The sequence below is a fragment of the Proteiniclasticum sediminis genome, from assembly GCF_018128025.1.
GTDB lineage: Bacteria > Bacillota > Clostridia > Clostridiales > Clostridiaceae > Proteiniclasticum > Proteiniclasticum sediminis.
On sequence record NZ_JAGSCS010000003.1, the window covers coordinates 220155 to 233271 of the forward strand.

Below are 13117 nucleotides of genomic sequence, written 5' to 3' on the forward strand. Positions count from 1 at the left end.
CCTGGAGGTGCTGAAGTGAAATTATCAACGAAAGGAAGATATGGCGTGAAGGCCATGCTGGATCTGGCGGTGCATTATGGAGAGATGCCCATCTCCATCAAGAGCATAGCGGAGCGGCAGGGAATTTCCGAATATTATCTTGAACAGCTTTTTGCGCCTTTGCGTAAAGCGAAACTCATCAAAAGCGTCCGGGGAGCCCAAGGGGGCTATATTCTTAACCGGCTGCCCAAAGAAATCACGGTGCTGGAAATTATGGATGTCCTGGAAGGACCCGTGGAGATTTCCGACTGCCTAGACCATGAGGACTGTGATATGCTGGAGGCTTGCGCCACCAGAATGCTGTGGAAAAAGATCCGGGATTCCTTAAACAGCGTCATGGCGGGGGTAACCCTGGAGGATATGCTGAATGATTATCATGCCGGCCAGTCCACCCCCATCCGGGAAGGGATTCTGCTCCATGAGTAATCCGATGATCTATATGGACCATGCCGCCACCACCCCCATGGATCCCGAGGTGTGGAAGGCCATGGTCCCTTATTTGCAGCAAAGCTACGGGAATCCTTCCTCGGTGTATTCCTTTGCTCGCGAAGGGAAACAAGCCCTGACGAAGGTGCGGGAGATCGCCGCTCGCCTTCTTGGCGCAAAAGCCCGGGAAATCTATTTCACCTCCGGGGGAACGGAAGCCATTAATTGGGCGCTAAAAGGCATTGCCTGGGGCAACCAGCGCCGGGGGCGTCACATTATCTCCACGGCGGTGGAACACCATGCCACGCTCCATGCCCTGGAGTTTCTCGAAAAGCAGGGATTTGAGGTGACCCTTCTTCCCGTGGATGAGCAAGGATTTCTCCATCTGGAGGATTTGCGCGATGCCATCCGGGAGGATACAGTCCTGGTCAGTGTCATGGCGGCCAACAACGAAATTGGAACCATTTACCCTTTGAAGGAAATCGGTGCCCTTTGCCGGGATAAAGGCGTAATTTTCCATACGGATGCGGTCCAGGCCATGGGCGTTCTGGATCTGAATGTGGAAGAGCTGAATATCGATCTTCTTTCGGTATCCGCCCATAAATTTCACGGCCCCAAAGGGGTGGGCTTTCTCTATGTTCGCGGCGGCATCGTCATTGAAAATCTTCTCCATGGGGGCAACCAGGAGCGGGGACGGCGCAGCGGCACAGAAAATGTGGCAGCCATTGCCGGCATGGGGAAAGCTTTGGAAAGTCTTTCCCACCGGAAAGCCGCTCTTTCCCGCATGACGGATCTTCGGGACCGAATGATCGAGGAGATTCTCCTCCTCCCCGGTACCCGATTGAACGGCCCCCGGGGAGCGTTGCGTCTTCCCAATAACGTGAATGTCTCTTTCCGGAATCTGGAAGGGGAAACTTTACTGATGAATCTGGATCTGGCCGGGGTCATGGCTTCTTCGGGAAGCGCCTGCACCTCCGGATCCATTGAAGAATCCCATGTGCTGAAAGCCATCGGCGTGGAGGAGGACTTTATCCGGGGAAGCCTGAGGCTGACCCTGGGCGAGGCCACCACGGAAGAAGAGGTTCTGCAGGTGCTGGAACTTTTGCGCAGCCTGACGGCGCGGCTTCGTTCCCTGAAGAGATCATAGTCTTTTGGGGACATCCTTGCCTAGGTCAAGAAATAAAGAGGTTAATCATGAAAAAAAGAGTCGTATTAGGAATGTCCGGCGGAGTAGACTCCGCTGTGGCCGCATATCTTCTGCGGGAGCAGGGCTACGAGGTTATCGGGGTCACTATGCAGGTCTGGCAGGATGACGAAGGTTTCAAGGAACGGGAAGGCGGATGCTGCTCCCTTTCTGCTGTGGATGATGCCCGCATGGTGGCAGACACCTTGGGGATTCCCTTCTATGTCATGAACTTTAAGGAAGTTTTCCGGGAGAAGGTCATTGACTATTTTGTGGAAGAGTATGTGGAGGGACGCACCCCGAATCCCTGCATCGCCTGCAACAAATACATCAAGTTTGATGAGCTGCTTCACCGGGCGGAAGCTCTGGGCGCAGATTATGTGGCCACAGGCCACTATGCCCGGATCTACGAGAAAGATGGCCGCATGGTCATCGAAAAGGCGGAGGATGACACCAAGGATCAGACCTACGCGCTGTATAACCTGACCCAGGAGCAGCTGCGCAAGACCCTGATGCCATGCGGAGACTACCGAAAGACCCGGATCCGGGAAATTGCCAAGGAAATGGACCTGGGGGTCCACAACAAGCGGGATTCCCAGGAAATCTGCTTCATTGACGACAATAACCATGGCCGATACATCTATGAGGTGAGACCGGAGCTGAAGGTGGAAGGAAACTTTGTGGATGAGAAGGGAAATGTCCTGGGACGCCACAAGGGGATTGCCTATTATACCATCGGACAGCGAAAGGGGCTGGGCCTTTCCCTGGGAAAACCCTATTTTGTCTCGAAAATTGACAAGAACCGCAACGAAGTGGTCTTAACCGATGAGAGTGCGCTCTTTAAGACCACCCTCATTGCCGGGACTGTGAACTGGGTATCCCGGGAGGCGGTGACGGAGCCCTACGAAGCCCTGGCGAAGATCCGCTACTCTGCAAAACCTGCGCCCTGCACCATCTATCCTTTGGAGAACGGTCAGGTGAAGGTTATCTTTAACGAAAAGCAGCGAGCCATGACGGCAGGACAGGCTGTGGTCTTCTATGAAGACAATTTCCTTTTGGGTGGGGGAACCATCCTGGAGGTTCTGGATTAATACATGAGGAAAAGCGAAAGGTGACTTTCGCTTTTTTCAAAGGAGGAATGACGATGCGTGAGGAGTATAGAATCCGTATCTGTAGAAAGGAAGATCTGGAGAAGATTCAAAGGATCAGCGAAGAGACTTTTCGGGAAACCTTCGCCAGCGAGAATACGGAAGAAGATATGCAGCAGTATGTGAAGATGAATTTCAGCGAAGAGGTCCTGCGCCAAGAACTGGAGAATCCCGCCTCGGTGTACTTTCTTGCGGAAAAAGAAGGGGTTCCCGCGGCTTACCTGAAAGTGAATTTCGAGGAAGCGCAGACGGAGAAAGGCCATCCCCAGTCCCTGGAGATTCAGCGGATCTATGTGCTCCGTACCCATAAGGCTGTGGGGCTTGGGAGGGCACTGATCCTGGAAGCTGAGGCTCTAGCGAAAAAAACGACGTTAGCCTATATCTGGCTGGGTGTTTGGGAACATAATCATCCCGCCATTCAGTTCTATGAGAAGCTGGGTTTCCGGATTTTTGATTCTCACATTTTCATGCTGGGCGACGATCCGCAAAAGGATTACCTCATGAAGCGGGAGCTGTAATCTTTGGAAAAAAGACAATCTCCCCAAACTTCGTCTTTTCGACGAGAGATTTTCGGGGAAGAAGAAAAAGCTGAAGGGATCTCTTCGGTGGGGCGACATCCGCTGCAGCTGAAAGATCCTCTTTTTGTCGGCGAAAGAGCCAGACTTCTTCAAGGCAAGGATTGACTTCACTCCTGGGGAACTTTATAATAAATAAGTAATCATAGAAGACGTGGAAGAGGAAGAGTAGTCAAGATCTCCACCCGCAGAGAGAAGGCAGTTGGTGAAAGCCTTTGGGGAGTGTTGATGAACGCCGCCTTGGAGTCTGGTTTTTTAAGTGATGGATCTTCGGATCCATAATTAGGGTGGTACCGCGGAAGTTTGCTTTCGTCCCTTGGAGGGATGATGGCTTTTTTTATTGGGAAAACCTAGGCACCAAAGAAGAAAGGAATGTTACAAAAAATGACGGACAAAATGTATCTCACCCCTGCGGAAATTGCGGCTTATACTGTGGAAGCCGGACAAAAGAAAGCAAAGCTCAAACCCCTCCATATGCTGGTTCTCGGATTCCTGGCTGGCGCCTTCATCGCCTTTGCCTCGGAGGGCTCCAACATGGCGGCCTATAACCTTTTGGCCAAACCGGAAACCTATGGTTTGGGAAAGGCCCTGGCGGGCTCTATTTTCGGCACAGGCCTCATGCTGGTTCTCGTGGCTGGAGGAGAGCTCTTCACCGGCAATACCCTGATCTTCATGGGGGTCCTGGAGCGGAAGGTGAAGCTCAGTGCCATGCTGAAGAACTGGTTCTTTGTCTATGTGGGAAACTTTCTGGGATCCCTCTTCATCGCCTACCTAATGAACCTTAGCGGCCTCTTTGAAAGCAGCCATGGCCTCTTGGGCGGCGTCACCATCAAGATTGCGGCGGGGAAAGTCGGACTCACCTTCCTTCAGGCGGTGGTTCTGGGTATTCTCTGCAACTGGCTGGTCTGCCTGGCGGTGTGGATGTGTTATGGGGCGAAGGATATGGCCGGGAAGCTTCTGGCCGTGTTTTTTCCCATCTGGCTCTTCATCACCTCAGGCTTTGAACACAGTGTAGCCAATATGTACTATATTCCTGCCGGAATCCTGGCCAAAAGCAGCAGCACTTTTGTGGAAGCAGCCCTAAGTCTTGGGGTCACCCCGGAGAAGCTGGACCACCTGAACTGGACCACCTTTTTCACCCGTAATCTTCTGCCTGTCACCCTGGGCAACATTATCGGGGGAGCCTTCTTTGTGGGGGCGGTCTACTGGTTTGTCTACCTGAAGAAAGTCCAACAGCAAGATGTACAGAAAGTAAAGTAAAGAATATAAGAAGTGGAGGAACGTCAAATGCAACATATGAGCACCAGCGATATCCGAAAGAAATACCTGGAATTCTTCGCCCAGAAAGAACATCTGGTCATGGAGAGTTTCCCCCTTGTGCCCAAGGACGACAAGTCCCTGCTCCTCATCAACGCCGGCATGGCCCCCCTGAAACCCTATTTCACCGGGGTCAAGGTTCCCCCCTCCAAGCGGGTAGCCACCTGCCAGAAGTGCATCCGTACCGGAGACATTGACAATGTGGGTATTACCAAGCGTCATGCCACTTTCTTTGAAATGCTCGGAAACTTCTCCTTTGGCGATTATTTCAAGAAGGAAATCATTCCCTGGGCCTGGGAGTTTGTCACGGAAGTCCTGAAGATCGACAAGTCCAAGCTCTACGCCACGGTTTATTTTGAAGATGATGAAGCCTTCGATTTATGGAAGGACACCACGGATATCGACCCTACCCATATCTTCCGCTTAGGCAAGGAAGACAACTTCTGGGAAATCGGCGTCGGCCCCTGCGGTCCCTGCTCCGAAATCCACTACTACCGGGGCACCGAGGTCATCGCCACTGTGGAGGATTTTGTGGCCGCCAGTGACAAGGATGAAATGACAGAATTCTGGAACCTCGTCTTTACCCAGTTTGACAAGGATGAAGAGGGAAACTACAATCCCCTGGAGAACCCCAACATCGACACGGGTATGGGTCTGGAGCGTATGGCCACCATTATGCAGGGCGTCAGCTCCATTTTCGACATCGACATTCTGAAGAATATCATCGGAAAGGTATCCGCCGTCACCGGAAAGGTTTATGGGGAGGATGCCAAGAATGACATCTCCATGCGCATCATCGCTGACCATGCCAAGAGCATTTCGTTCCTCATCGGCGATGGCGTGCTGCCGTCCAACGAAGGCCGGGGCTATGTCTTAAGAAGACTGCTGCGCCGTGCTGCCCGTCATGGCCGTGTGCTGGGGCATACGGATCTTTTCCTTAACCGCGTCATTGAGGCGGTCATGGAGAGCTATGGCGAAGCCTATCCGGATCTTCTGGACCGGAAGGACTATATTTCGAAGATTGTGGATCTGGAGGAGCGCAAGTTCCATGAAACCCTGGATTCTGGCATGGAAATGCTGTTAGGATTCATCCGGGACACCGAGGGATCCGTGTTTAGCGGAGAGAATGCCTTTAAGCTTTATGACACCTATGGATTCCCCCTGGAGCTGACCCAGGAGATTCTAGCAGAAAAATCCATGACCGTGGATCTTTCTGCCTTCAAGAAAGAAATGAATGATCAGCGTCAGCGGGCCAGAGCTGCCCGGGGAGAGAGCTCCTACATGGGTTCGGAAGCCGCTGGCATGGACGCTTTGGAAGAAAGCGTAAATACCGTGTTCCTGGGCTATACTGCCACAAAAGCTGAGGCGGAGGTCCTCCATGTGTACACGGATCTTGGACTGGTGGAAACCCTGGAAGCACCGGCCCAGGGCTTCCTGGTGGCCGATGCCACACCTTTCTATGCCGAAATGGGCGGACAGGTGGGCGACGTGGGCATGATCCTCCAGGAGAATGCCCAGGTGAAGGTCCTGGATACTCGCAAAAGCAAGAATGGAAATATAGTCCATGTGGTGGAGGTTCTTTCCGGAACCCTCACCGCCGGAACTGCCCAGTTTATGGTGGATGAGACGGTGAGACGTTCCACGGAGCGCAATCACACGGCCACCCATCTTCTCCATAAGGCGCTGAAGCTGGTTCTGGGAAGCCACGTAAATCAGGCGGGCTCCATCGTTCTGCCCGATAAACTCCGCTTTGACTTCAACCACTTCCAGGCCATGACGGGTGAGGAAATTCGCCAGGTGGAGGAAATTGTCAATGAAGAAGTGCTGAAGGCCCTGCCCGTGTCCACGGCAGTGATGAACATGGCGGAAGCCAAGGCTTCCGGAGCCATGGCGCTCTTTGATGAAAAGTACGGGGAAGAAGTCCGCGTGCTTTCCGTGGGAGAATTTTCCAAGGAACTCTGCGGAGGCACCCATGTACGTAACTCCGGCGAGATTGGCCTCTTCCGCATCACCAGCGAAGCGGGCATCGCTTCGGGGGTACGCCGCATTGAAGCCGTCACGGGCATGAACTCCTACCGTCTCTTCCAGGAGCGGGAGGGGATCCTCACCAGCCTTCAGGAAATCCTGAAGACCGGCCGACAGGAGCTTGTGGCTAAGGTTTCAGCGCAGCAGGCCGAAGTGAAGTCCCTGCACAAGGAGCTGGAGGATATTCGAAAGTCCGCTTCCTTAGGCCATGTGGATACCCTGTTGGCTTCCCGGGAAACCGTAGGAAGCGTCACGCTGGTCAAGGGCGCCCTGGAAAACATTGAAGCGGGAGATCTTCGAGAGCTTACGGAAAAGGTGCTGGATAAGCTCCAGTCCGGCGTGGTGGTTCTGGGATCCGTCGTGGAAGACAAGGTAAACCTCTCCGTCATGATCTCCAAGGATCAGGTGAAGAACGGTTTCCATGCAGGCAAGCTCATTAAAGAAGTGGCTAAAATCGTCGGCGGCGGTGGCGGCGGTCGGCCCGATATGGCCCAGGCCGGCGGAAAAGACCCGGCAAAGCTTCCCGAAGCCTTGGCGATTGTAAACAGTCTCTTAAGTGATCAAGTTAATTCCTAAATTGTCTATACAATTTAGAAAGAATAATTTATAATAGAACTATCGTGAATCCGATTTCGAAGGGGGTGGAGCTGCTTTGCAGCGTTCTTATGACAAATAAAGACAATACGATGCAATTCGACTTTGAGAGGGATAAAAAAGACCTGACCAAAGCAATTCTCGAAGAGGTGTACAATGCGCTGAAAGAGAAGGGGTACAATCCCGTGAATCAGCTGGTGGGCTACATCATTTCCGGAGACCCCACCTACATTACGAACTACAACGGGGCCCGAGCCCTCGTCCGGAAACTCGAACGGGATGAAATCCTGGAAGAAGTTCTGAAGGCCTATCTGGATATCAAGGAATGAGAATGAGGGATACCTTCGGGTATCCCTATTGCTTTCCCTGGCAAATTATGTCAGAATGGAACGAAGAAAATTTTATTATTTTTTTAGAAAAGTTTGGTACAATAGAATAGACCAAACGTCGAAAGGATTTAAATGTATTTATGAGGTATATCGGACTGGATGTCGGTGACAAGACCATCGGAGTTGCCGTGAGCGATCCGCTGGGCTACACCGCCCAAGGCGTGACTACGGTCAGAAGAAAATCACTGGAGCTGGATTTGGAGAACCTCCGGGAAATACTCCGGAGTTACGAAATTCAAGGATTTGTTGTGGGTTTGCCGAAAAACATGAACGGAACCATCGGACCCCAGGCGGAAAAAGCCATGGCCTTTGGTGAAATTCTGAAGGAGACCTTCGGCTACCCTGTGATTTTCTGGGATGAACGGCTGACGACCATGGCTGCACACAGAGTCATGATCGAAGCTGATTTTTCACGCAAAAAAAGAAAAGGGCTGGTGGACAAAATCGCAGCCACTTATATACTTCAAGGATATTTAGATAAACTTAGCAGCACAAAATAAGCAAAGAGGTGAACATTATGGAAGATATGACCGACCTGATCGTTTTAACCGACGAAGAGGGGAATGAAGTGGAAGTCGAAATCGTGACCCGGCTGGAGATTGAAGATGTGGAATATTTCATCGTTTCTCCCGTGGACGAAGAAGAAGAGGAGCCTGTATTTACGGCCCTTAAAGTCGTATACGATGAAGAAGGAAACGAATTTTTCGAGACTGTCGATGATGATGTGGAGATTGCCATGATCGAAGAGGCGTATAGCGTAATCTTCGATGATGACGGACTAAACTAATGGTTCATGCATACACCAGCGAGGACATCAAAAAAATCACCAATAAACTCAAGAAGAGCGGGTACAAGCTGACCCCCCAGCGCCAATGCATCGTGGATACGATCATGGCCAATGTGGGGAAGCATTTGACCGTGGAAGAGATCTTTGACATCGTTAAAGTTAAGCGGCCCGAAATCGGGCTCGCCACCGTTTACCGAACCGTCGTGCTCATGCACGAACAGGGATTGATCACACGGCTGGACCTCGTCGATGGAACAGCCCGGTATGAATTGGCCAGGGAGGATGAGCATCATACGCATCATCACCTGGTCTGTCTGAAATGCTCCCGTGTCATTGAATTTATGGATGACCTCCTGGATCCCCTGGAAGAGGAAATTGGACGAAGATATGAGTTCAAGGTTCTCGACCATAGCCTAAAGTTCTACGGAATTTGCAATGAGTGCGCTAAAGAGGAAAACAACAAGGAGGATTTATTTAATGGCAAAAGCACCAAAAGAAAAAGATAATCTGAAAATCATACCTCTTGGCGGAACCAACGAAATTGGAAAGAACCTGACCGTTATCGAATACAAGGAGGAGATCGTCGTCATCGACTGTGGACTGAAGTTCCCAGATGATGAGATGTTCGGCATTGATGTCGTCATCCCCGATGTCTCCTATCTCGTGAAGAATTCGGATCGAGTCAAGGGAATATTTATTACCCATGGTCATGAAGACCATATCGGAGCACTGCCATATGTGTTGAAGCAGATCAATGTTCCGGTCTATGCGACGAAGCTCACGGCGGCGCTGATCAATCTGAAACTGGTGGAGCACGGCATCCAGGATGTGGTGACCATCAATATCGTGAAACCCAAGGACATTGTCAAGCTGGACAAGCTGTCCGTGGAATACATCAAGGTGAACCACTCCATCGCTGATGCCTGCGCCCTGGCGGTACACAGCCCCCTGGGCGTGGTGGTCCATACCGGCGACTTCAAGGTGGATTTCACCCCCGTCGATGGCGAAGTCATCGACCTGCCCCGGTTTGCTGAACTGGGCAGACGCGGCGTGGTGGCGCTTCTGGCAGACTCCACCAACGTGGACCGGGAAGGGTATACCGTTTCCGAATCCACCGTGGGCGAAAGCTTCAAGCGGATTTTCCACGGCGTGAAGGGAAGAATCATCATCGCCACCTTCGCTTCCAACATTCACCGCATTCAGCAGATCATTGAAGCTGGCGTGGAAAATGGACGAAAGATTGCCGTATCCGGACGTTCCATGGAGAAGATCATTCCCGTGGCCATGGATCTGGGGTATTTGAAAGTGGACGAGAAGCATCTGATTTCCGTGGATGACGTTCGGAAGTATCCGGACAGCCAGGTGCTGATCATCACCACCGGAAGCCAGGGAGAACCCATGGCAGCCCTCTCCCGCATGTCCAACGGCATGCACCGCAAGATTCAGGTGAAGAGCGGCGACACCGTCGTGTTCTCCTCCTCACCCATTCCCGGTAACGAGAAACCGATTTTCGGCACCATTGACAAGCTGGCCAAGTTAGGCGCCAATGTCATCTATGGAAAGCTGGAAGCGGTCCATGTCTCCGGTCATGCCTGCAAGGAAGAGATCAAGCTGATCCATACCTTAACCCGGCCCAAGCATTTTATTCCCGTCCATGGTGAATTCCGAATGCTGAAAGAGCATGCGGACCTGGCCATGAAGATGGGTATGGCGCCCTCAAACATTGTGATTCCGGAAAATGGCGACATCATCGAAGTCAATCGGCGCAATGTGAAGAAAACCGGCACCGTGAATTCCGGACATATCCTCATCGACGGCCTAGGCGTCGGCGATGTGGGCAAGATTGTCCTTCGCGACCGCAAACTTCTGTCCGAAGATGGCATCATCACCGTGGTGGTGACCATGGAGAAAGAAAGCGCCATGGTGGTGGCGGGTCCCGACATCATCAGCCGCGGGTTCGTCTATGTGAAGGAAGCGGAAGATCTCATGGAGAATGCCCGTCGCGTCGTTCGGGAGACCCTGGATGACTGCGAAGAAAAGCGCATCACCGACTGGAATGTGCTGAAGACGGTCATTAAGGATTCCCTGAGGTCCTATCTCTATGAAAAGACACAGCGCAGACCGATGATTCTGCCGATTATCATGGAAGTATAAAGAGGAGGTCACAACCCTTGAATATTTATGATAAGTTCAATGAGCTGGCTGCAGCCCTGAAAATCAACCCCGATGTGGTGGCTTTCCGGGAAGCATCCCTGAAAATTCAGTCCGATGAAACCAAGACCCGGATGCTGGAGGATTTCCGAAAAATCCAGCTGGCGGCCTATAAAGAATCTGTAGAAGCCGGGAAGGTCTCCGATGAGACCACGGAGAAAATGCAGAACTTTGCCTCCATCATCAAAACCAATCCGGATATCAACGACTACCTCCAGGCGGAAGTCCGATTTTCCATTCTTTTCGAAGACATGATGAAAATCATCAATGACGCCGTCGGGGTGGATGTCATCGGCACCGGCAAATAGAATCATCTTTGTGAAGAACCTTGGGCTTCCCGATGAGGAGCGGCACCACCGTTGGCGCTGCTTTACGTCGGGAAGCTTTATTGTGGGGAAAATGCCGGTCCCCCATGAATTTCCCAGATCTTTCGGGAAAGTACGGCAGAATGTGCACAAGAATCCCCCATCCTTTGCCTGATCGCTAAAAGTTTTCTGCGGCAATCGGTTTCAGGGAATGCCCTCAGCGTCAAGGGTGTTTTCATCATGGGGAATAAGTGCTATAATACATTGTTAGATGCAAAAATTGGAGGAAAAATATGTCATATCGAAGAGAGAATGTCCGGAACGTAGCCATCATCGCCCACGTGGATCATGGCAAAACCACTTTGGTCGATGCTATGCTGAGACAGTCAAATACATTCAGAACCAATGAAAAGGTGGAGGAGCGCGTCATGGACTCCAACGACCTGGAGCGGGAGCGGGGAATCACCATCCTGTCCAAGAATACGTCCATCACCTATAAGGGATATCGGATCAACATCGTGGATACCCCTGGCCATGCCGATTTCGGCGGAGAAGTGGAACGTGTCCTCATGATGGTGGATTCGGTGCTTCTCGTGGTGGATTCCAACGAAGGAGCCATGCCCCAGACGAAGTTCGTGCTGAAGAAGGCTCTGGAGGCGGGACTGAACCCCATGGTCGTGGTCAACAAGATCGACAAGAACGATGCCCGTCCTTCCGAAGTCATTGATGAGGTCTTTGACCTCTTCGTGGAACTGGGCGCTTCCGACGAGCAGTGCGACTTCCCCATCATCTACGCTTCGGCCAAGGGCGGCTATGCCGGCCATGAAGCCGAGGATGATATGGTGGACATGACGCCTCTTCTCGATAAGATCATCGATTTTGTCAAGCCCCCGGAAGGCGACATCGCCGGACCGCTCCAGATGCTCATTACGACCTTGGATCACAGCAGCTTTGTGGGCAAGATCGGCATCGGAAAGATCACCCGTGGAATCGCAAAACGCAACCAGGCCGTTGCAATTATTGATTTAGATGGTAATATTAAGAAGACAACGATATCCAATCTCTATCTGTATGATGGATTAAAGCGTGTGGAAACGGACGAAGCCGCCATCGGCGACATCGTGGCGATTTCCGGTATCGGTGATGTCCATATCGGAGATACCATCGCCGATGCCCAGGCTCCTGAGGCCCTTCCTTTCGTGCACATCGACGAGCCCACGCTGTCCATGCGATTCATGGTCAATGACTCGCCCTTTGCCGGTCAGGATGGCACCTATATCACATCCCGACATCTTCGGGACCGCCTCATGAAGGAACTGGAGACCAATGTGTCCCTTCGGGTGAATGAACTGACACCGGATACCTTTGAAGTGTCCGGCCGCGGAGAGCTTCACTTGTCCATCCTCATCGAAACCATGCGTCGGGAAGGCTTTGAGCTGCAGGTATCCAAGCCCTCGGTCATCACCAAGGAAGAAGATGGTGTGACCCTGGAGCCCATGGAGTACCTGACCATCGATGTCCCGGAAGAGTTCATGGGAACGGTCATGGAAAAGCTCGGACCCCGCAAGGCGGAAATGGTAAACATGACCTCAGCCGTCAATGGCTATACCCGCCTGGAATTTGTCATTCCTGCCCGGGGACTCATCGGCTTTAGAAATGACTTCATGACGGATACCCGCGGAAACGGCATCATGAACCATGTGTTCCAGGGCTATGACCGCTACAAAGGCGAAATGCCCAGCCGCAGCCGAGGATCCCTAGTGGTCTTTGAATCCGGAGAAGCCGTGACCTACGGACTCTTCAATGCCCAGGAAAGAGGAACCCTCTTCATCGAAGCCGGAACGCCGGTTTACGCGGGAATGGTCTGTGGAGAGTGCTCCCGTGCCGATGACATCGAAGTGAATGTCTGCAAGAAGAAGCATCTGTCCAATACCCGTGCTTCGGGCTCGGATGATGCCCTGAAGCTGGTGCCCGTGAAGAAGATGACCTTGGAGAACTTCCTGGAATTCGCCACGGACGATGAAATCGTGGAAGTCACACCACTCAACATTCGCCTGAGAAAGCGCATGCTGGACCATAACGACAGAAAGAGAGCAGCAAGAAAGTAAGAGAAAGACC

Annotated in this window: 13 protein-coding genes and 1 other annotated feature; all 13 genes read left to right on the plus strand. The window is 52.0% G+C overall.

What is annotated here, in order from left to right; genetic code table 11:
* The first annotated feature begins 15 nt into the window (after positions 1 to 15).
* The 13 genes from KCG48_RS04155 to typA all read left to right on the plus strand — a co-directional run bounded on the left by KCG48_RS04155 (position 16) and on the right by typA (position 13107).
* On the plus strand, positions 16 to 465 hold the full coding sequence (locus KCG48_RS04155) for an RrF2 family transcriptional regulator (protein WP_211800044.1): 450 nt from the start codon (positions 16 to 18) through the stop codon (positions 463 to 465).
* Entirely contained in the window at positions 458 to 1612 is a 1155-nt protein-coding gene (locus tag KCG48_RS04160; RefSeq protein ID WP_211800045.1) for a cysteine desulfurase family protein, read from the plus strand. The genes KCG48_RS04155 and KCG48_RS04160 overlap by 8 nt, the downstream gene beginning before the upstream one ends.
* A 32-nt stretch (positions 1613 to 1644) precedes the next feature.
* Positions 1645 to 2739: a tRNA 2-thiouridine(34) synthase MnmA gene (mnmA, locus tag KCG48_RS04165; protein WP_331000371.1), complete on the plus strand. Its 1095-nt coding sequence runs from the start codon at positions 1645 to 1647 to the stop codon at positions 2737 to 2739.
* Between the two features lie 53 nt (positions 2740 to 2792).
* Positions 2793 to 3314, plus strand: coding sequence for a GNAT family N-acetyltransferase (locus KCG48_RS04170; RefSeq protein ID WP_211800046.1), 522 nt, complete (start codon positions 2793 to 2795; stop codon positions 3312 to 3314).
* 203 nt (positions 3315 to 3517) lie between these two features.
* Positions 3518 to 3691: a binding site (T-box leader), on the plus strand.
* 64 nt (positions 3692 to 3755) lie between these two features.
* Positions 3756 to 4631, plus strand: a complete 876-nt coding sequence (locus KCG48_RS04175; RefSeq protein WP_211800092.1) for a formate/nitrite transporter family protein — start codon at positions 3756 to 3758, stop codon at positions 4629 to 4631.
* Positions 4632 to 4658: 27 nt separating this feature from the next.
* Positions 4659 to 7289: an alanine--tRNA ligase gene (gene alaS / locus KCG48_RS04180; protein WP_211800047.1), complete on the plus strand. Its 2631-nt coding sequence runs from the start codon at positions 4659 to 4661 to the stop codon at positions 7287 to 7289.
* Between the two features lie 89 nt (positions 7290 to 7378).
* Complete coding sequence (locus tag KCG48_RS04185; protein ID WP_211800048.1) at positions 7379 to 7636, plus strand: IreB family regulatory phosphoprotein; 258 nt, start codon at positions 7379 to 7381, stop codon at positions 7634 to 7636.
* A gap of 140 nt (positions 7637 to 7776) precedes the next feature.
* Positions 7777 to 8196 (plus strand): Holliday junction resolvase RuvX, encoded by a 420-nt coding sequence (ruvX, locus tag KCG48_RS04190; RefSeq protein ID WP_211800049.1) that lies wholly within the window; start codon positions 7777 to 7779, stop codon positions 8194 to 8196.
* 17 nt (positions 8197 to 8213) lie between these two features.
* Positions 8214 to 8483, plus strand: coding sequence for a DUF1292 domain-containing protein (locus tag KCG48_RS04195; protein WP_211800050.1), 270 nt, complete (start codon positions 8214 to 8216; stop codon positions 8481 to 8483).
* Positions 8483 to 8989: a Fur family transcriptional regulator gene (locus tag KCG48_RS04200; RefSeq protein ID WP_211800051.1), complete on the plus strand. Its 507-nt coding sequence runs from the start codon at positions 8483 to 8485 to the stop codon at positions 8987 to 8989. Before KCG48_RS04195 ends, KCG48_RS04200 begins: the two co-directional genes overlap by 1 nt.
* Entirely contained in the window at positions 8961 to 10637 is a 1677-nt protein-coding gene (locus KCG48_RS04205) for a ribonuclease J (protein WP_211800052.1), read from the plus strand. Before KCG48_RS04200 ends, KCG48_RS04205 begins: the two co-directional genes overlap by 29 nt.
* Before the next feature lie 17 nt (positions 10638 to 10654).
* Positions 10655 to 11002: a YlbF family regulator gene (locus KCG48_RS04210; RefSeq protein WP_211800053.1), complete on the plus strand. Its 348-nt coding sequence runs from the start codon at positions 10655 to 10657 to the stop codon at positions 11000 to 11002.
* Between the two features lie 290 nt (positions 11003 to 11292).
* On the plus strand, positions 11293 to 13107 hold the full coding sequence (typA, locus tag KCG48_RS04215; RefSeq protein WP_211800054.1) for a translational GTPase TypA: 1815 nt from the start codon (positions 11293 to 11295) through the stop codon (positions 13105 to 13107).
* The last annotated feature ends 10 nt before the right edge of the window (positions 13108 to 13117 follow it).